The 17500-nt window shown below is 61.1% G+C and carries 16 protein-coding genes, 1 tRNA gene and 1 pseudogene; 5 read left to right on the forward strand and 13 right to left on the reverse strand.

Translation table 11 applies throughout. From position 1 onward, the window contains the following. Positions 1 to 119: 119 nt before the first annotated feature. The gene (locus CKV91_RS08210; RefSeq protein ID WP_065860505.1) at positions 120 to 659 is read right to left on the reverse strand and encodes a DUF3618 domain-containing protein; all 540 of its coding nucleotides are present in this window, start codon (positions 657 to 659) and stop codon (positions 120 to 122) included. A gap of 88 nt (positions 660 to 747) precedes the next feature. On the opposite strand from CKV91_RS08210, the gene CKV91_RS08215 reads away from it, so the two are divergent. The 4 genes and pseudogenes from CKV91_RS08215 (at position 748) to CKV91_RS08225 (ending at position 3658) form a co-directional block, all read left to right on the forward strand. Further along, a complete protein-coding gene (locus CKV91_RS08215) occupies positions 748 to 1233 on the forward strand; it encodes a peroxiredoxin (protein ID WP_065860504.1) in 486 nt (161 codons plus the stop codon). Positions 1234 to 1285: 52 nt separating this feature from the next. Then, positions 1286 to 1370 (forward strand) — tRNA-Leu (locus CKV91_RS08220). A 923-nt stretch (positions 1371 to 2293) separates the two neighbouring features. Continuing rightward, a pseudogene (locus tag CKV91_RS09855) lies at positions 2294 to 2497 on the forward strand (lyase family protein); the annotation flags it as partial. Next, positions 2498 to 3658 (forward strand): lyase family protein, encoded by a 1161-nt coding sequence (locus CKV91_RS08225; protein WP_231933861.1) that lies wholly within the window; start codon positions 2498 to 2500, stop codon positions 3656 to 3658. It begins immediately after the preceding pseudogene. On the opposite strand, the gene CKV91_RS08230 is transcribed toward CKV91_RS08225, so the two are convergent. Then, entirely contained in the window at positions 3648 to 4511 is an 864-nt protein-coding gene (locus CKV91_RS08230) for a MurR/RpiR family transcriptional regulator (RefSeq protein ID WP_065860502.1), read from the reverse strand. The genes CKV91_RS08225 and CKV91_RS08230 overlap by 11 nt on opposite strands. 66 nt (positions 4512 to 4577) lie before the next feature. After that, positions 4578 to 5945: a C4-dicarboxylate transporter DcuC gene (dcuC, locus tag CKV91_RS08235; protein WP_065860501.1), complete on the reverse strand. Its 1368-nt coding sequence runs from the start codon at positions 5943 to 5945 to the stop codon at positions 4578 to 4580. A gap of 162 nt (positions 5946 to 6107) precedes the next feature. On the opposite strand from dcuC, the gene CKV91_RS08240 reads away from it, so the two are divergent. Next, positions 6108 to 8021, forward strand: coding sequence for an alpha/beta hydrolase (locus CKV91_RS08240; RefSeq protein WP_065860601.1), 1914 nt, complete (start codon positions 6108 to 6110; stop codon positions 8019 to 8021). A gap of 37 nt (positions 8022 to 8058) precedes the next feature. Here the strand turns inward: CKV91_RS08240 and CKV91_RS08245 are convergent, their stop codons facing one another. The 10 genes from CKV91_RS08245 to CKV91_RS08290 form a co-directional block, all read right to left on the reverse strand. Then, positions 8059 to 8640, reverse strand: a complete 582-nt coding sequence (locus CKV91_RS08245) for a hypothetical protein (protein ID WP_065860500.1) — start codon at positions 8638 to 8640, stop codon at positions 8059 to 8061. 45 nt (positions 8641 to 8685) lie between these two features. Next, positions 8686 to 9264 (reverse strand): hypothetical protein, encoded by a 579-nt coding sequence (locus tag CKV91_RS08250; protein ID WP_065860499.1) that lies wholly within the window; start codon positions 9262 to 9264, stop codon positions 8686 to 8688. A gap of 316 nt (positions 9265 to 9580) precedes the next feature. Next, positions 9581 to 10153: a hypothetical protein gene (locus tag CKV91_RS08255; RefSeq protein WP_065860498.1), complete on the reverse strand. Its 573-nt coding sequence runs from the start codon at positions 10151 to 10153 to the stop codon at positions 9581 to 9583. A 193-nt stretch (positions 10154 to 10346) separates the two neighbouring features. Next, a complete protein-coding gene (locus CKV91_RS08260) occupies positions 10347 to 10904 on the reverse strand; it encodes an adhesin (protein ID WP_065860497.1) in 558 nt (185 codons plus the stop codon). Next, positions 10901 to 13075, reverse strand: a complete 2175-nt coding sequence (locus CKV91_RS08265) for a PKD domain-containing protein (RefSeq protein WP_065860600.1) — start codon at positions 13073 to 13075, stop codon at positions 10901 to 10903. Before CKV91_RS08265 ends, CKV91_RS08260 begins: the two co-directional genes overlap by 4 nt. 332 nt (positions 13076 to 13407) lie before the next feature. Further along, positions 13408 to 14217 (reverse strand): tetratricopeptide repeat protein, encoded by an 810-nt coding sequence (locus CKV91_RS08270; protein WP_231933740.1) that lies wholly within the window; start codon positions 14215 to 14217, stop codon positions 13408 to 13410. Further along, positions 14214 to 15164, reverse strand: coding sequence for a VWA domain-containing protein (locus tag CKV91_RS08275; protein WP_065860496.1), 951 nt, complete (start codon positions 15162 to 15164; stop codon positions 14214 to 14216). Before CKV91_RS08275 ends, CKV91_RS08270 begins: the two co-directional genes overlap by 4 nt. Then, positions 15161 to 16132, reverse strand: coding sequence for a vWA domain-containing protein (locus CKV91_RS08280; RefSeq protein ID WP_065860495.1), 972 nt, complete (start codon positions 16130 to 16132; stop codon positions 15161 to 15163). Before CKV91_RS08280 ends, CKV91_RS08275 begins: the two co-directional genes overlap by 4 nt. Then, complete coding sequence (locus CKV91_RS08285; RefSeq protein ID WP_016665906.1) at positions 16123 to 16629, reverse strand: hypothetical protein; 507 nt, start codon at positions 16627 to 16629, stop codon at positions 16123 to 16125. The genes CKV91_RS08280 and CKV91_RS08285 overlap by 10 nt, the downstream gene beginning before the upstream one ends. Beyond that, on the reverse strand, positions 16613 to 17500 hold the full coding sequence (locus CKV91_RS08290; protein WP_065860494.1) for a DUF58 domain-containing protein: 888 nt from the start codon (positions 17498 to 17500) through the stop codon (positions 16613 to 16615). The genes CKV91_RS08285 and CKV91_RS08290 overlap by 17 nt, the downstream gene beginning before the upstream one ends.

The raw sequence follows: 17500 nt of genomic DNA on the forward strand, positions 1-17500 counted from the left end.
TCAGGCCACGGCGCCGGACATGCACACTTCCACGAGAAAGGCGCACATGTGGGCACCGGAGTGGCGCGTCTGAGGAACTCTGCGACGTCGCTCACACCAAGGTGCCCTGGGTACGGAACTCAGTCCTTGTTCTCGGCGGCGGCTTCGGCACGCAGCACGGATGCCTGACGCAACAGGGACTCGGCAAGACTGCTGAACTTGGACTCATCGCCGTTCAGGTCGACGACTTGGGCGACGTCCTTCTTTCCACGATGCCGGTTGCGCTTGGCGGCAGCCTTGCGTGCGGCCTTGCTTTCCTTGGCGGCCCGCTTGGCATTCTTGAGCTGCTGCTTCTCCAACTTGCGTCGGGTGGTGGCGCCGGTGGCCTTCCCGACGATCGCGCGAGCAGCGGTCAGCAGCACGAGGCCACCGACGACGACACCACCGACGAGGATGAGTCGGTCCCCGCGCCAGCCGTTCTCGTCCTTGACCTGCCCCTTGGCCTGGTCGAACTGTCGCTGTGCAAAACTCTTGGCATCGTCGACAGCGTCGTTCTTGAGGGTCTTGGGATGGAACTGCTGGGTGGCGTCCTCAACGGTCTGAGAAACTCGCGACCTTGCGGCGTTGAGATCCTGCCTAATCTGCTCGGCGGTGCGAGTGTCCTTTTCCTTGCTGGCCATCTGGCCCCCCTTGCTCGATGCTGCGGATATTTCCAGTACGGACGGACAAACCCGCCTCCCTGAGCTCTCAGCCTATATCGTGGACGTCATGAGCACGCATCTAGAGCCCGGATATTCCGCCCCCGACTTCACTCTGCCTGCCGCGGACGGCACGAAGGTCACCCTCTCCGAGCTGCGCAACCGCAAGGTCATCGTGTACTTCTACCCTGCTGCGATGACGCCCGGGTGTACCACACAGGCAGTTGACTTCACCGCCCACCTGGACGACTTCACCGCCGCAGGCTACGACGTGTTGGGCATCTCCCCCGATCCCGTTGACAAGCTGCAGGAGTTCGTCACCAAGGAGTCCCTGACGCTGACCCTGCTCTCCGACGAGTCCAAGGAGGTCATGAAGGCATACGGTGCCTACGGACCCAAGAACGTCTACGGCAAGGAGATCGTCGGTGTCATCCGTTCCACCTTCGTCGTGGACGTCGATGCGGACGGCAATTGCACCGTTGCCGAGGCACAGTACAATGTTCGCGCCAAGGGTCACGTCGACAAGCTGCGCCGGGAGCTGGAGATCAGCGACTGACCCGCACCGTCGGATCGAGTGTTCCTTGGTTCCGGGACCGCGATGTCCCGTTGCCGGAGTGGTGGAATTGGCAGACACGCAGGATTTAGGTTCCTGTGCCGCAAGGCGTGAGGGTTCAAGTCCCTTCTCCGGCACCAGCACAATCAGCCCGGTGACACGGTGAAATGATTTTGTCACCGAGCATTTTCACGAGCCTCCCCGTGGCAGACATGCACTGAGGTTGCCCGGGCAGCCAAACCATACTTTCCATGCCTCAGCGAATCGCCCCTAGGAGCAAAGCACAATCGGATGTGTGACCGATCCCGCGGCAGGAGCGGTTGTACACGACACCGCATGACAGTCCGGGCCAATGGATCGTTCCACGTGTGGATTTCCGGCGCGAGCGGGTGCCGATTGCCACGAGACGTGGCAACCGCCAGGATCACGAACACGATTGCCACGCGCCGTTTTCCCGGGAGCACGTGTCTCCCGCGCACCTGCCAGGTCATTGGTCCCCGGCTCGCCGTGGCGATCCTGCACATACCAGCACGCGCTACCACGAGACGTAGCAGCCACCCCGTTCAGCACCATGCTTGCCACACGTCACTCGATGAGGTGCCATGCACGAACCCCGCACAGTCAAAAACTGACCCAGCGCTCGAGCGCGCACCCCACACCCGCCGCACCGGACCCACACTCACCGAATCGGGAGCAGGGAACAGGGGAGCCACCGTGGCAATCCTGCACCGAACGACCTCACCTGCCACGTGGCGTGGCACAACCCCCACTCCCACACATGATTGCCACAAAGGCACGAGCAGGGCAGTGCCCCACCCCCTTGCCGGATCGTCACGCCAGAGCATCCCCCACCACGCCTAGGCATTTACCGACACCAGGGCATCAGTGGTCATCCTGTGCTAGACGCTCCCCCGTGCCACGTGCCGTGGTATGGGATCCAGTTCAACCCAGGATTGCCACAGCAGCTGAGCTGAGTCACTGCCCTCGGCTGTCATCGTGGCGTAGCTCCTGAAGAGATGTAATATTTTTTACACAAGATTCTTTAAATGAAAGGTTGAAAACAATGGCGTTCGGGGCCTTCGACAGCCAGATCACCCGCCGTGGCTACGTGACCGAGGCAATGGACACCATCTGGTCCGAGCGATCAACGGTACAGAGCTGGTACGACGTCGAGGCAGCACTGGCTCGCGTGCAGACGAAGCTGGGAATGATCCCCGAGGGAACCGGAACCCGAATCACCCAGCAGGCGAAGGCCACGGATGCCGTCATGGAACGAATTTTCTCTGGGACGGCAGGAAATCCCTTTGCCCTAGGACTTGACTGCCTTCGGCAGACCCTTGACGAGACGACCCGCCGATGGGTCCATTTCGGGGCCACGACCCAGGACATTCTCGACACCGCTCGAAACCTGCAGATCCGTGACTCGCTCGATCTCATCGATTCCTGCACCAATGACCTTCTGAAAATCACGCGACTGCTGGCCGACAGGCATGCGGAGACCATCATGGTGGCACGCACCAATGGTCAACATGCCGTTCCCACCACTCTCGGCATGAGATTCGCCAGATGGACCGCCGATCTCGAGCGATCCCGTGAGCGCATGACGCAGACCCGGCACCGTTGCCTTCTCGTGCAGTTCTCCGGTGCAGCAGGCACATATGCTTCGATGGGGCCGCACGGCGCAACGGTCGCCACCGAGATCGCCCGAGATCTCGGGCTCACCTGCGAGCTCATCGCCTGGCATGCATCCCGAGACGCCCTCACGGAGCTCTCCTGCAACCTGGCCATCCATGCCCAGGTTCTGGCCAAGATCGCCGAGGACCTCTACAACATGCAGCGCACCGACCTTCGGGAAGCGGCCGAGGCCCTTGATCCGCATCTCTCCGGATCGAGCACCATGCCTCAGAAACGCAATCCGTTCTCCACCATGAAAATCACTGCCGCAGCTCGTATGGCTGCCGGTGCGGCAGCCACCGTGCTCACCAACCCGCCCGGTGACTTCGAGCGGGACCACCGACAACTCGAGGTCGAGCGCGACGCGGTTCCCCGAATCCTGGCGGCAGTCGACGGGGCCGGACAGAAGCTGTTGACACTGTTGAACGCACTGGACTTCAACGTCGACCAGCTTGCCGCCAACGTTCATCGAGAAGGAATCCTGCTCGTCAGCGAAGGCATCATGATGGAGCTTGCCCCACGCCTCGGCCACGAGGAGGCCCACGACCTGCTGCAGGAATTCTCCGCTGCCCATCGAGCCAATGGAATCAGCCTGCACGACTTCATCGACGCGCATCCGCACGTTGCCGAGAAACTGTCAGGTCTCGATCTTGACGAGCTGTCCGACCCGTCTCGCTACACCGGTCTGTCCGCCAAGCTCTCCCACCTCATTGCCGGGGACCGGCCCCACACCGGCAACGACGTCATGGGGTGATGAACACCCCGAGGTCGTCGAACAACCCTTGCATGGCTCTGACCCTGCCCCGCTCGACGTCTGGATCGGTCGGGGCCAGGGCCGCCACCAGGGATTCCAGCAGGATGAGATAGCAGACGCGCGACCGGAAGGCGGTCGACGACTCCGAGGCCACCAGCAGGACGTGCTCGGCGTATCGACGCATCGGGGTCGAGGAACGATTCGTGAGCAGGATGGTGGTCATGTCGCGCTCGTGGAACATCCGTAGCACGGATTCGACCATCCGGGAGTGCCGGTCGAAGACGGACGCCAACAGGATTGCGTTGCTGGGCAGATCAATGAGCTGGTGCGCCATGCGGTCGGTCGATTCCAGCAGGATGACATGGGGCCGGTAGTAGCGCACCAGCAGGCTGAAGTAATCCAGCAGTGTGTGCCCGGTGGCGGCTGCCACGAGGTACACCGGCCGCGAGTCATCCTTCAACACCTCAACGACACGATCGAAGGCTTCGCCGTCCAACGCCCCCAGGCCAACGTCGATACTGCGTCGAGCAGCCTCCATCTTCGAGCGCCACATCGCACCCGGCGCGTCAGACTCAGGACTCCTGGTGGCGCGGTCACTGGGCAGATCAAAGTTCGCTGCCACCTCCTCACGCAGGCATCGTGAGAAATCGCGGAAACTGGCATATCCCAGTTTGCGAACGAACCGCGTCACCGATGCCGTCGAGACGTCGGCGGCCGCACTGATCTCGTCAAGGTTCTCCAGAGCCAGATGGGGAAAGTCGTCCTCGAAGTACTGGGCAATCACACTCTCCGTCGGAGTCAGCTCCTGCAAGGCTGCAAGTCGTCCATACAGATCCCCGGATTCCTCCGCCATCGTGGCGCCCCCTGTACACGCGTCCGTCACCACGAAATCTCGTGGCGGGCTTCACCCTACCGGTGCTCAGATGAGCACCAGACTCGAGATCATCATGACGATGAAACCCACCAGCATCGGAAGTGCCGTGCGACGCACCACCGCCATCGGCGAGATGCCCGCGGCACCAGCCACCGTGATGACCACCCCGGAGATTGGTGAGACCGAGCGAAACAGCCCACCACAGAACTGCATCGGATTGACGATACTTGCCGCGCTACCACCGAGCCCCTTGGCAATGCCTGGGGCCAGGGAGGCGAATGCCGTGAAGGACCCCACCCCGGATCCGGTGAGGAAGGTCACCACACCGACGACCACACTGAACAGGACTGCCATGCCCCACAGTGGGAGACCAACGCCCTCGGCACCATTCACCAGGAGTTTGATAACTCCAGCCTGCTTGAGACCTTCGGCGAACAGCTGGGCACCGATGATGAGGGAGACGACCTTGGCGAACATATTGCCCATTCCGACGAACATGGCGTTGGCGTCACCCAGAACCTCCGAGCGATCGTGGTTGCGTATCAGCTCGACGAGGATGGTCACCAGCCACACCAGCAGGAATGCCGACACGGTCGACAGCTGCACGGATTTCACAGCCAACGGGCTGAAGACGATGAGCAGGATGATCGGCAGCAACAAGAAGATGGCAAACCACTTGGGAGCCTGGCGAGCTGCCGCACGATCCTCGTCGCGATGCTCGGCACTGTCGTCGCCACCCCTGCGATCCAGGCGACGCTGGACGAAGAAATGGGTGATGGCCACTGCAACAACCGTGGGGATCGCAACCGGAAGCTGATCGCGGACGAAGTACACCGCCGGGGAGAGTCCCACCGTGTGGGCGGCCAGGATCTCCGTGCCAGTGGCAGGCCCGATGGGCAGGGCACTCGTCGTGGCGATGACTGCGGCACCAGCTGCGGCGCTGGCCCCGGAAGCGGTGATGATCGGCATCATGATGACGACGAGCAACATGGCCAGGCCCGCGGCGCTCGGGATGACCATGAAGAGCAGCTGCCCCAGGACGTAGGTGAACACCAGGATGAGATAGGGCTGCTTGAGCCTGGTGACAGGCCCAATGACGATACGCACCAGCGCCTCGGTGGCCCCAATACGGTTCATGTAGGCCGAGAATCCACCAGCGGCCATGATGATGAGTCCAACGCCAGTGAGCTGATCCTTCGCGATGGATTCGATCATCCCGACGATGTCGAACCAGACGCTGCCAGAACTCTCCTTGCCTTCCAGCAGCGGAACCGAAGGCCTGAGAATCACCCTGATGAGCAGCAGCAACAGTCCGGCTCCAAGCAAAACCAGCACTGGCTTGTATCTCTTGACCAGCAACCAACCGGCCGCAACCGTCACGAGCAGTGCACACACCGCCAGCACAGCTGTCATGATGACTCCTTCGTCAACCCATCACCGTTATGAAACTTTAACTACGTCATCAACGTTGACAGAAACAATACTAACATTGCCTCAGCTGGCGACGCCGCTTTCGATGGCACTGCCGCCTCCTGTGCAGTCCGTGCCCACAGGAACCAACAACAAGGAGCAATGATGCACTCAGCAACCGCGATGCGACGATCACGATCAGCGGTACATGTCCTTATCTGTCTCCTACTCATCGTGGTTGGAGCTGTCGGATCAAGCCTCGTCCAGACTGGCGGCGGCCACATCAGTGTCCAAGGCCTCATGATCCCCGGTAAGGACGGAGCAGTGGCCAGTGCCGATCTTTTCCGACCCGACACCGCAACAGCAGAGCGCAAGGCCCCTCTCATCATCGTGACACCAGGGTTCCAGCGCACCAAGGAAACCCAGATCTCCTACTCCTTGGAGCTGGCCCGGCGTGGATACGTCACCCTTGTCGTCGACCCCTACAACCAAGGCGAATCGACGTCCCAACCTCCTCACAGTGATGACCCCAGCATCCAGCCGGCCATTGATTACGTCTCGCGAACCGACACCCTCAACTACGTCGACAAGACCAAGATCGGTATCACCGGCCACTCTGCTGGCGGTTCCCAGGTGCGTCGCATGGCTGCCGAATACGGCGCCAAGGAGGTCAAAGCCCTCAAGAAGGCGAAGTCTCCGGACTCCCCTGGTGGCACCACGATCACGAAGGAGGAGCGGGAGAAGGCCGAGAAGCTCAACCCTATTCGTTCCGTTTTCATCTCCGGCTGGTTGCAGAAGCTGGACGCCAAGAAGTTCAAGAACGTTCGGTCCAATGTCGGTATTGGATACGCTCTGTACGACGAGGGCGGCTACCGCAACAAGAACCACAATGGCGACCTGCGCAATGCCCCGGAAGCCATCGCGGTCATCAACTCGGGCCTGCCGAAGTCACAGCACGTCAATCATGTGGTCATCGGGAAAGGCTATGGGTCAGCTGCCGATCGAACCTACCGCGTGGCATACAACGACCACACCATCCACCCCTTCCAGCCACTGACTCCCAGTGCCATAGGGTCGATGATCCAGTTCTTCGACGACACGATTGGCGCTCCGCACGAGATGAGCACCACCAATCAGATCTGGTGGCTCAAGGAACTCTTCAACGGCCTCTCCCTCATCGCAGCGCTGGTCATGCTCGTCCCGTTGACGAAGTTGCTGTTGACGATCCCGTGGTTCGCCGGAGCCAGTACCGAGGTTTCGCCTGCCCCGCCGAAGCCCAAGGGCAGGGGAGCCGTGATGTTCTGGACGATCTTCGTCATCTCGGCCGCCGTGGCGTGCGTGACCTTCATCCCGTTGTCCGTGGCCAGCCAGCACGTCTTCTCGGCCGCGGCGAACAAGCAGAACGGCTGGTTCTTCCCCGGCCGTATGGTCAACGCCGTCGTGCTGTGGTCCCTCGTCAACGGATTGCTGGGGCTCATCCTGCTGTGGATCAGTCACTCCATCTCGAAGAAGCACGGTGTCGAGGAGGCCAAGAGCTGGGGAGTTCGGATGAACTGGGCCCAGACCGGACGCACCTTGGCGCTGGCCCTGTTCGTCATTGTCATCTTCTACACGATCCTGGCCGCCGTCTACGGCTTCTTCCATGTTGACTACCGACTCTTCGTGGTAGCTGCCCGCCCCCTGACGAAGCGCTGGTTCCTCATCGGACTGGCCTACGTGCCCGCCCTGTTCCTGTTCTTCTTCTCGAACTCGTTGCGAGTCAACACCTCAATGCGATTCAACAACCAACGTCGCTGGGTCAACTGGCTCATCATTGCGCTGGCCAATTCCATCGGCTTGGCGGCCATCTTCGTCATCCAGTACGTCACCTTCTTCTCGACCGGGACGGTGTTCTGGACGACGAACTGGCTCTACGTCAACATGCTGCAGTCCCTGCTCCCCATGATGGTGGTGCTGCCGCTGTTCAACCGGGCCTTCTACCACGCCACGGGCAGGGTGTGGCTCGGACCGATCGTCACCACCACGATCTTCGCCCTCATGGCCTTGGGTGGATCTGTGGCGTACATCCCGATGTTCTGAGACGACGAGGCACAACGGATCCACGGACTGAGACAGCTCACAGGATCCAAGGGAAGATGAGGAGTATCAGCAACCAGACAAGTTGGCTCCAGAGAATCACGGAGCACATCAGAACAAGAACAGCCATGAAACCCATTCGCAGGATTACCGATCCGCCATTCGTGTAAATATGTTCTCGCGTTTTCCCCAGAACCCATCCTGCAAGGATGAATACCGCCAAGGGAATCAAATAGACGACGAAGGCCCTGCCGCTGAGGGCGGTGCCAGCTGGCATCTTCATGTATTTCGGCTTCGGTACGAAACCGTGGTAGACGATCGTCAGCAGAATCCCGAGGAGGGTGGACATGACAACACCGATCGCCAGAGCCCTGCGCCCCCTGTCAGCCGGGTTCCCACAGGGAAGAACCTTCCTCCCCCACAGGCCAGAAACCCATCCCAGTACGGGAAACGCAATTGCGACAAGATCCAACCTCACGTTCCCCGAACCATCACTCACCGGAAGAACATCGGGAATCCGCAGCACGACAACCCAGCAGACTCCAGCGATGACTCCGATGATGAGGCCGTTGAGAGGTGCGCGATGGTACTGCTGTTCAGTTGTGTCTTTGTGGGTGGTCATCGTGGTGCCTTAACGTCAGACGAGTAACGCGTCGTGGGAATGTATTTAGAACTCAAAAAAGAATAATGTATTTAAAAATAAGCTGATTGCGAACCAAGCTGCTGTAGAAAGATATAGACCAAGAGCAACCCAGGCGCTCATTTTTGAGATTACCGAGTGGCGATCACTTGGAGTATTAATTCTCGCAATACTGAGCCCCAATCCGGTAATGGGAAACACGATCAAGGGAGCCAGGAACATAACAAAAGCTTTGCAACTGAAAGTGGCATGATCTGGTACCTCCAAAGTTCCTATGCCCGCAACAAGACTGTAATAAGTGATGGACATAAGTACCCCGATGGTGGTTGTCATGACGATGCCGGCCATCTTGACTCTACGTTTCTTTTTCGCCGGGGTTGCGCAACTGTAGGCTGTTCTGCCCCACAAGCCAGTTATCCATCCAAACACAGGTAGGGTCAGGGCAATAAAGGCCATTTTGATGTTCCGTGAATACTCGCCCATCGGAAATAGGAAAGGTAGTAAAAACTCAACTGCCCAGACGGCTCCGACGATGGTGCCGATGATGAGGCCGTTGAGGGGCGCGCGACGGTACTGCTGCTGCGCTCCGTTCTCACATGTCGTCATCGCTGTGCCTCGGTTGCGCTGGCGAGGCTGAAGGTCGATGGCGAGGGTGTCAGGGCCAGTGCCGCAGCGATTCTCGCTACGGCAGCTGTGGCTATCAGAAACATCTCATCAGATTCTTTCCGAGGGTTTTGGTTCGATTTTCTGAGACGCTTGCACGCCAATTTCAGACCTGTTAAGGAGGAGCTGTGTTACTGGAAGATACGCAGCAGGTATCCAGTTCGATGGGACGCAGTTTCACCAGATATTGTCATGATAACACATATGCTCACAGCCGAGCTAAACGCTCATGACGCTTGTCGTCATACAGAGAGACCATTCAGGGTGCAAAAAAGAATAACATATGAAGGTACAAGCTGAAAAAAAGCCAAAACCCCACACACAGAGACAGCAGCACAAGCACCATGAGAGTCATCGTTGGAATGACTCTGCGGCTATCGTTGCTCACCCGGATGACACCAAGGGTCCAACCAGCGAGGGGGAATGGGATCAGCGGCAGCACGTACAGAACCAACGCCTTCCAACTGAAAGCTGCGTTATGGGGTACGCTCATCGGATTCCGATCCGTGCTGATGGAATAGAAGGCGATGGCCGGGATGACCCCGATCAAGATCGTGGTAACAGCATAGAGCATCTTGATGTCACGCTGCTGCGCGGACAAGGATCTGTGCGAAGTGATGCTTCTTTCGCACAGACCGTCAATCCATCCGAGTAGAGAAAACGACAACACCAATCCCAAGGCGACCGCCAATATTGCGAGATTGAACTCCGTTCCCTCGAAAGCCAAGAGGAACACGGCCGCGCAGACGGCTCCGGTGATGGCACCTATGGCAAGGCCTTCAACAGGGGCGCAGCGGTATTGCTGTTCGGTTGTGTTGTTGTGGGTGGTCATCGTTGTCTTCCCTGGAGGACTTGGTGGTGTTAAGTCTTGGTCTGGCTCTCGCTGGCCGCTGAGTGGCTGTCTGGTAATGGGAGCACCGTGGTTTCTGTGGTAAGAAGAGCTCCCTGAAACTAGTGCTACCGATTAAGAATCGTGCCCGCGCGGCTACATCCACCGGCACATCTCACCGAAACAGTGCAGAGGATCAAGAATGGGAGGACAAGGATAGTTTCGTAATGCTGAAAACATAAAACCACACCGTCATGGTTATGAAAAGTATGACCACTGAAGCAATGCTCATGCTGAGAATAAAAGGGGCTTTACTGTTCTTGAGTCTGATTCCGATATTACTGAGGATCAGTCCGGCGCAAGGGAACACTGCTAACGGAAGCGGGTGTACTGCGGCCTCCATGTTGAGGAGAAGGTCATTATCTACAAGAACAAGGTGAGTCGAGAATATGAGCATGCCAGCGAAAGTTGCCATGACAGCACCTATGATTTTGGTTTTGATTCTCCGTTTCTCCGGGTCATCGCACGCGTACATCTTCCGTTCCCACAATCCTGTGAGCCACCCAACCAGAGGGAAAATGAGCGACATGGTAAATATGGGGGGGTACGCCTCGGGAACGAAAACTAGCGTTTCTCGCACACGAAGTATCACGAATACCGTAGGCCAGACAACTCCGACGATGGTGCCGATGATGAGGCCGTTGAGGGGCGCGCGACGGTACTGTTCCCTGGTTGTGCTGTTGTGGGTGGTCATCGTGGTGCCTTGGTGTGGGGGTCGCAGGCGTCTCCTACGCCATCGTGGTCGGAGTCAACTTGCTCCGGGTTAGCGATGGTGGGGCAGTTATCCCGGGCATCGGGGACACCATCACCATCACGGGTCACCTCGATGGGGAAGGTGAGAGTGTCACTGGTACCGGTGGTGTCGGTGATGCGTAGGTGTGCCCGATACCTTCCCAGCTGCTTTAAGGTGCGGGTGATCTCGGGGGTGGCACTATCAATCTCGTAGTGTCCGTCCCCGTCAAGGTCCCACTGCCAACGTCGGATGCGTCCGATCGAGGTGTAGGACGAGGAGGCGTCCAACTCGAAGGGTTCACCTGCACGTACCAGATTTTGCCCAATCACGTCAGCGCGCATCCGCACCCCAGGTACCGTCCCCAACTGGTCGAGGGGAATCCCACCGCCAGTCCCCGCTCCCACGCTCCGTGTCGCGGCCCTGGGCGACAGGACCACATCATGAACCATCCTCGCAATCTGTTCATGACCAATCACATTCGGATGAAAAAAATTTAGCTTATACTCGCCGAAAGGCGATACTACATCTGCATGGGTTTCCCCGTCGTCTCCGCGTTTTCCTGCAGTTTCGAGAATGCCGTTGATCCACCGATACGGGTTCTGGGGCCATCTGACAAATGGGTAGGGTTCGTGGGTGTTGAACAGGCTGGTGGTGGGGGCGTAGGTCACTTTGAGGTCATGAGACGTGTTCCAGGCCTTGATGGTGGCGGCCTGCCTGGTGCGGAATTCGTCCTCGGCGGCGCGTACCTGAGTCGCAGGCACATCCGCGAAGGGATGATCGTATCCGGCGGGGACGAGGTAGGGGTATCCGATCAGGATGACACGGGTGTGAGCCGGATCCGCCAGTCGCCTTTGTATGTGCGTCAACAGGCTTGTCGTCTTCGCCATCGTGGTACCAAGTTTCTTGCGAGCCGTATCAACCATCCCGGGGCACCCGCCCAGCTTCTGTCTCTCAGCAAGACACATATCGGCAACGTCAGCGAAGTTGAGGTCGTTGCCTCCGGCGGTCATGAGGATCACGCCGGTGTGGGGATTCATGGTATCGGCTTGGCTGATGATGTTGTGGTCTCCGGTGGCGATCTGGGCGCCGCTCCAGGCTTTCACGTCGAGTTGGTAGGTTGTGTCCGTGTTTTTCTGGTTGAGCATGCCGGTGAGTACCGAACCGTAGTTCTTGGGGCTGCGATATGATCCATCGGCCGGATACCCATCTTTCAGGGTTCCGTTGCCTGCCGAGTACGAGTCGCCCAGGACGGTCATTGTCACCAGCTTGCGGGGCTGGTGGGTCCCGATGGTGTCGAAGGATTGCAGACCACGCAGCACCGGTATCGCCTGTATCGTCGCCAGCATCGGGGAGTAGTATGCCGGGAATGATCCGTCGGAGAATGATCCGTCGGACTGCTGCTGGGCGGCAAGCCATGTCTGGCCGGCCACGGCCTGCGCCCTGTGGGCGGCATCCCCGGCCCGGTACAGTCCCGGTGCCACCCGCGTGGTCGCACGCACACTCGCACCGTAATCAGGCCAGCCCCACCCGTCACCTTGCCGGTCGTCGTCGAGATGCTTGACAAGACTCGTGACAGCCGCCTGCTGCCCCGGAGCCGTCACATGCGACAAAGCCGTAAGCATGAGACCGTCAGTATCCGGGTCATCCCACTTGGGCTTGCGAGTCGTGGACGCATAATCGGTGACCGACTTGAGCAGGTTCTGCGGGATGGGTTTGCCCAACCGCTCCAGGGCAATCATGTCCAACGCCTGATGAAAAGGATGCTCAGTGAGTGCCGAGGCCGGCAGTGACGTCACTCGTTGAGAGTAGTCAACCCCGCCATAGGTGGTCGACTCACCAAGAGCCAGCAAGGTGATCGTCACCTTCGCACATCCACCCACATTCGCGTCAGTGCAGTAACTCGGCCCCTGGGCCTTGATGTTGTCCTTGACCTTGGCGACGGTAGGCGAACCCTTCCTGCCAGCAGCCACCAACGCCAACGCCCCATCCAACTGCGAATCCAAACCGCCCTTCATCAGGTCGGCACTGTGGCCATCGATGTAGTCGGCCGCCTTGCTGGCCTGGGTGGCATAGTCGGCAGGCCCAGACGCCTGAGCTGCCTGGGCAGGAACCGCCCCCACTGCGCCTACCATCAGTGCGGCAGCCACCACCGGGCCCACCACACGCCTACACATCCCCACCACGGCCATGCGCTCCCCCTCGAAAGCACGTTCCGACAGGTTCACGGGGCAGCACAGGCGTGACATGCGTCGGTGTCGATCCGTAACCCCAGACGGAACCAGAAACCACTCCCCACAGATGATCTGGTACTCCGACTTCCACACACGAAATGTGGTCACGGTTGCGGGACAGCGCCGGACTCCCACCGACTTCCCCACACCACCCGGGCATCAACCCCCTATCAGGCTGACAGCGAACATGATACCCCACACGCACTGGGAAAGCTCCCCTCACCGCCAGGATCTCACCAGCCCTTCCGGTCCGGAACTCCCCCGGACGGCGGCGGCGCCGTGGGGCCACTTGACGTCTTCTGGGATGACCCGTCGTTCTGGGTGTCCCGCTTCTGCTCATTGAGGGCCTGCTGGTTTTTCGTCGACAGGTCCTTCTCCCGCTGCTGCTCGGAATCATTCCTACGCGACGATTCCTTGTCCTGCGACTGAGAACCCTGCATGTCCTGTTTCATCTCCTCATCGAGGCGTTTCATCGTCGTGGACTGTTCGGTCCTCTGGTCGTCCGAGGTCTGCCGGGTGTGGGACTGGGGTGCAGTGGTTCTGCCCTGGCACCTGAGCCGTTGCGCAATGTCCTTGGCCTCCCTCAACGTGCCGGCCTTGGCCGTGCCACGGTTGAGGTTCTGCATCGTCGCCGATTCCTCCATCGTCCACACCAGGTTCATGCCCACCCGGCACCTGTACTCCTGCGGTGCCTTGTCGAGTGCGGTGCGAAGGTCATCCTCGGCGTCGGCGTAGTTGCTCTCGGCTGCTCGGGCAGTGCCGCGGTCGTAGCTGGCGATCCACGGCTCGGTGACGTTGAGCCTCATGTTCGCCCCGAAATAGCGCTCGGCCTGGTCGTACTGTTGGGAGGTGAAGGCTCCGCTGCCGAGCCGGTCACACACCAAGGTGGCGGCGAGTCGACATGCGGTGAGCACGAGAACGGCGACGAGCAGCGCCGTCATCCCGATGGTAGCCCGGCGTGCCCGACGAGCCTGCCCGTGGCTCATCACGTCCCGCCGGGAGTGTCGCGGATCGGTCTGACGGGTGCGGCCGGAACCTCTCATGGGACGTCCTTTCGTGCCCGGCGCAGTCGGCGGGCGCTCATGGTCAGTTGGGCGGCGACGTCGGCGGCAGCGACGAGGCCGAGGATCCACGCCAGGTCCATGCCCGCGCTCATCTGCTCCTCATGGCTGGTGCGGTTCAGCGACACCTGGGGCGGAGTGAGCGTCCTGCCCGGTGACCGGGCGGCGAACGACAGACCCGCCTGACGAGCGGCGGTGGTCAGCGTGGCGTGGTCGGCATGGGAGATGGCCTTGCGACCGTGGTAGGTGACGTCGCTGGAGTCGAAGGCCGAGCGGGCCATCGGTGCCCCCTTGGCGGTGCCGTAACCGTAGACGGCACCGCTGGTCACCAGAGGTTTGAGTGCTGCGAAGGAGCCGGGGGCCTTGGTGGCCGTCTGTTCCCCGTCGCCCAGGTAGAAGACCATCCTGGTGGCCTGAGGCGCCGATTCTCGGGCCTTCCGCAGGGCTTCGACGGCGGCAGGCACCCCCACGCCGATGTCGGTGCCGGTGCCCTTGGTGTCCTCACGCCAAGTGAGGGAGTTCGCTGCGGAGACGATCGTGCCGGTGTCGGTGGTCGAGGCCACCGCCACCCGGGCCTCGTTGTCGAAGGTGACGAGCGTGAACCGGGCACCGCCGAAGACCGAGGCGAGCTGCGCGATGTCGCGAATCGCCCCGGAAAGACGCGTCTTGCTCCCGTGGTCGCGGGCCGCCATCGAGGTAGTTGTGTCGACCATGAGGACGATGTCGGCGTCCACGGTGGAGTTCTCCCGTCCGGACTCACCGATCACGGGGTGCATCCCGATGAGTCCGACGAGCACGGCCAGCACGATGTCCAGCACCATCGTGGCGATCCTGCCGCGGGTGTGACGACTGCGCACCCCGAACCACACGGCGACGACGAGCAGGAGAACGGCAAACCCCACGGTGAGGGGATGTGGGTGAAAACTCATCGTTCCTCCCGCCGCCGAGCAACCAAGGCACCGAGCGTCCCGATGCCGACCATGAGCGCCCCCGGCCAGGGCCTGTCGTAGGAACGGTGAGTGGCCATGGCCATGACCGCCTTCTTGGCCTGTGACTGGATGCGGTGGGCGATGTCTGCCGTATCGGCCTGCCCGTCGGAGGGGATCGTCAGGGTCTGGCCGTGGGTACGCAGTACCTGCTGGTGCAACTCGTCACCGGCCGCCCGGGCATCGAGATCGGTGTTCTCGGGGACGATGCCGAAAACCATGATGTGGCGTTTCACCGCCAGGTCGATGGCCTGGGGCAGGGTGTAGACCGAGGGGCCGGCGTTCATGTTGTCGGTGGCGAGTACGACGTTTCGAGACCGGGGCTGATCGAGCTGGTCGAACCTGCTGAGACAGGAGGCCAGGCCATCACCGACCAGCGACCCGCCCGGACCGTAACGTACCCCGGAGGGGAGGTCGGCCCGGTCGAGCTGGTCCCTGGCCTGTTTCAATCCAGTCTTGACGATGTCCCGGTCGTGGGTGAGGGGAAACACCGTCACCGACGAGGAGTCGAACATGACGAATCCGATCCGGTCGTCGGTGATGCGATCGGCCAGCTGGATGTAGGTGTTGATGACCTGACGATCCACCCCCTCCATCGAGCCGGACACGTCGAGGCACAGCATGACATCACGGGTACGTATCTGACGATCGTCATCGTCGATCCCCTGCAATCTGGCGGCCACCAGACCGACTCCACAGGCCGCCACCGCCCAGCACACCATCTCGACCACCAGACAGCGAACGCGTCGCCGGGCGTGATCCCGGTAGGCGGGAAGGGCACGCAGTCGGTCGACATGTGCCACTGCAAGTCGCTCGATGCTCTCGTGACGACGCAGCACCAGCCCGATGAGAACCGTCATGGCGACCGCGACGACGACGATCGGCCACATCCACCACCACATCAGGTCCATGAGCGCACCGTCCTCACGGCATCGGCCAGCAGCTCGTCGGTATCGACGCCGTGGCCCTTCGGGTCGAACTCCACCGCATAGCACCGTTCGACGACCGCGACGACCGGATCGAGCCGCGGGTCCTCCTCGGCATGGCGAGAGAGTTCGTCCAACCCCTCGTAGTCCAGGTCGCTGTCGCAGGCGAGCGCGGCGAACCTGCGCAGGGCCATGCTGATGTCTCGGCACACGGCACGGTCTGGCTCACCACGTCGACAGGCGTCGGCGGCGGCATCGAGATCTCGTAGTGCCGTGGCACGGATCGTCTCCAGCGTTGCCGGTCCCTCTGCCGTGGCTGCGACGTCGATTCTCGTCAGGACGCGGCGACACCCCCACAGCACGGCTGCGGCTGCGACCAGGCAGCCAAGGACCACCCACCACCATCTCGAGTCGTGTGAGACGGGCGGGTACAGGTCCAGCACGGGCAACAGCCCTGGTGAGGCACTAGTGACGGGAGGCATGACGCATCCTCTCGAGGAGTCGGACGATCGCGGCAATCGAGTCGTCCACGTCGGCAACGGACTCGTGGATGATGCCGAGCCGGTCCAGGGTGTGGCCGCGGCGCCTGGCTCGCTCCTGTCGGGCGGCCACGGCCTGCTCACGCACCTGCCGGTCCCGGGCCACGAATCCCGGTACGGGCTGGCCACTTGCCTGGTCACGGGTTGGCACGGCGGCCAGGGCCGGATCGGTGAGGTCGAGATCGGACACCTCGATGGCGAGCACCTCGTGACGGGCACACAGACTCGCCAAGGCATCCACGTCTGCAGGACGGGGATCCCAGTCGTCCAGCACGACAACGACGATGCAGCGACGACGCAGCCCCGAGGCGGTCAGGTCGAGCAGCTCCACCAGATCGGGATCGGGTGCCTCCAGACGACATCCGGCGTCGAGCCCGGCGAGCATGTGCTCGATCTGTGTGTCCCGGTACGACGGTCGCGCCACGCTCGGACCGTCCTGACCGGGGGCCACGACGGTGACGTAGTCGCCCTGGTGGCACGCCACCCATGCCAGCACCCCGATCGTGGCAAGCACCACGTCGATCTTGGAGTGGGTGAGCGTGGCGGCACTGGCCAGCGATCCACCGGTCGGCACGACGAACGCGAGGGTGTGCCTGCGCTCGGCCCGATAGCTCTTGATGAGCAGCTCCCCGGCACGCGCCGAGGACTTCCAGTCGATGTCCTTGACGTCGTCACCGGGCACGTAGGAGCGCAGGTCGTCGAAGTCCATGCTGCGCCCCGTGGTCATCGACGCGTACTGGCCGTCGAGCAGACCCATGACCAGACGTCTCGGGTACAGCCCCAGGCGTCCTTGGACAGCTGTGAGATACGCCAT

This window comes from Cutibacterium granulosum, from assembly GCF_900186975.1.
Lineage (GTDB): Bacteria > Actinomycetota > Actinomycetes > Propionibacteriales > Propionibacteriaceae > Cutibacterium > Cutibacterium granulosum.

Bases quoted from the DNA above. Each gene is read 5' to 3' on its own strand.
- CKV91_RS08210 (WP_065860505.1), bottom strand. From the start codon at position 659: ATGGCCAGCAAGGAAAAGGACACTCGCACCGCCGAGCAGATTAGGCAG.
- CKV91_RS08215 (WP_065860504.1), top strand. From the start codon at position 748: ATGAGCACGCATCTAGAGCCCGGATATTCCGCCCCCGACTTCACTCTG.
- CKV91_RS08225 (WP_231933861.1), top strand. From the start codon at position 2,498: ATGGAACGAATTTTCTCTGGGACGGCAGGAAATCCCTTTGCCCTAGGA.
- CKV91_RS08230 (WP_065860502.1), bottom strand. From the start codon at position 4,511: ATGGCGGAGGAATCCGGGGATCTGTATGGACGACTTGCAGCCTTGCAG.
- dcuC (WP_065860501.1), bottom strand. From the start codon at position 5,945: ATGACAGCTGTGCTGGCGGTGTGTGCACTGCTCGTGACGGTTGCGGCC.
- CKV91_RS08240 (WP_065860601.1), top strand. From the start codon at position 6,108: ATGCACTCAGCAACCGCGATGCGACGATCACGATCAGCGGTACATGTC.
- CKV91_RS08245 (WP_065860500.1), bottom strand. From the start codon at position 8,640: ATGACCACCCACAAAGACACAACTGAACAGCAGTACCATCGCGCACCT.
- CKV91_RS08250 (WP_065860499.1), bottom strand. From the start codon at position 9,264: ATGACGACATGTGAGAACGGAGCGCAGCAGCAGTACCGTCGCGCGCCC.
- CKV91_RS08255 (WP_065860498.1), bottom strand. From the start codon at position 10,153: ATGACCACCCACAACAACACAACCGAACAGCAATACCGCTGCGCCCCT.
- CKV91_RS08260 (WP_065860497.1), bottom strand. From the start codon at position 10,904: ATGACCACCCACAACAGCACAACCAGGGAACAGTACCGTCGCGCGCCC.
- CKV91_RS08265 (WP_065860600.1), bottom strand. From the start codon at position 13,075: ATGGTAGGCGCAGTGGGGGCGGTTCCTGCCCAGGCAGCTCAGGCGTCT.
- CKV91_RS08270 (WP_231933740.1), bottom strand. From the start codon at position 14,217: ATGAGAGGTTCCGGCCGCACCCGTCAGACCGATCCGCGACACTCCCGG.
- CKV91_RS08275 (WP_065860496.1), bottom strand. From the start codon at position 15,164: ATGAGTTTTCACCCACATCCCCTCACCGTGGGGTTTGCCGTTCTCCTG.
- CKV91_RS08280 (WP_065860495.1), bottom strand. From the start codon at position 16,132: ATGGACCTGATGTGGTGGTGGATGTGGCCGATCGTCGTCGTCGCGGTC.
- CKV91_RS08285 (WP_016665906.1), bottom strand. From the start codon at position 16,629: ATGCCTCCCGTCACTAGTGCCTCACCAGGGCTGTTGCCCGTGCTGGAC.
- CKV91_RS08290 (WP_065860494.1), bottom strand. From the start codon at position 17,500: ATGGCGTATCTCACAGCTGTCCAAGGACGCCTGGGGCTGTACCCGAGA.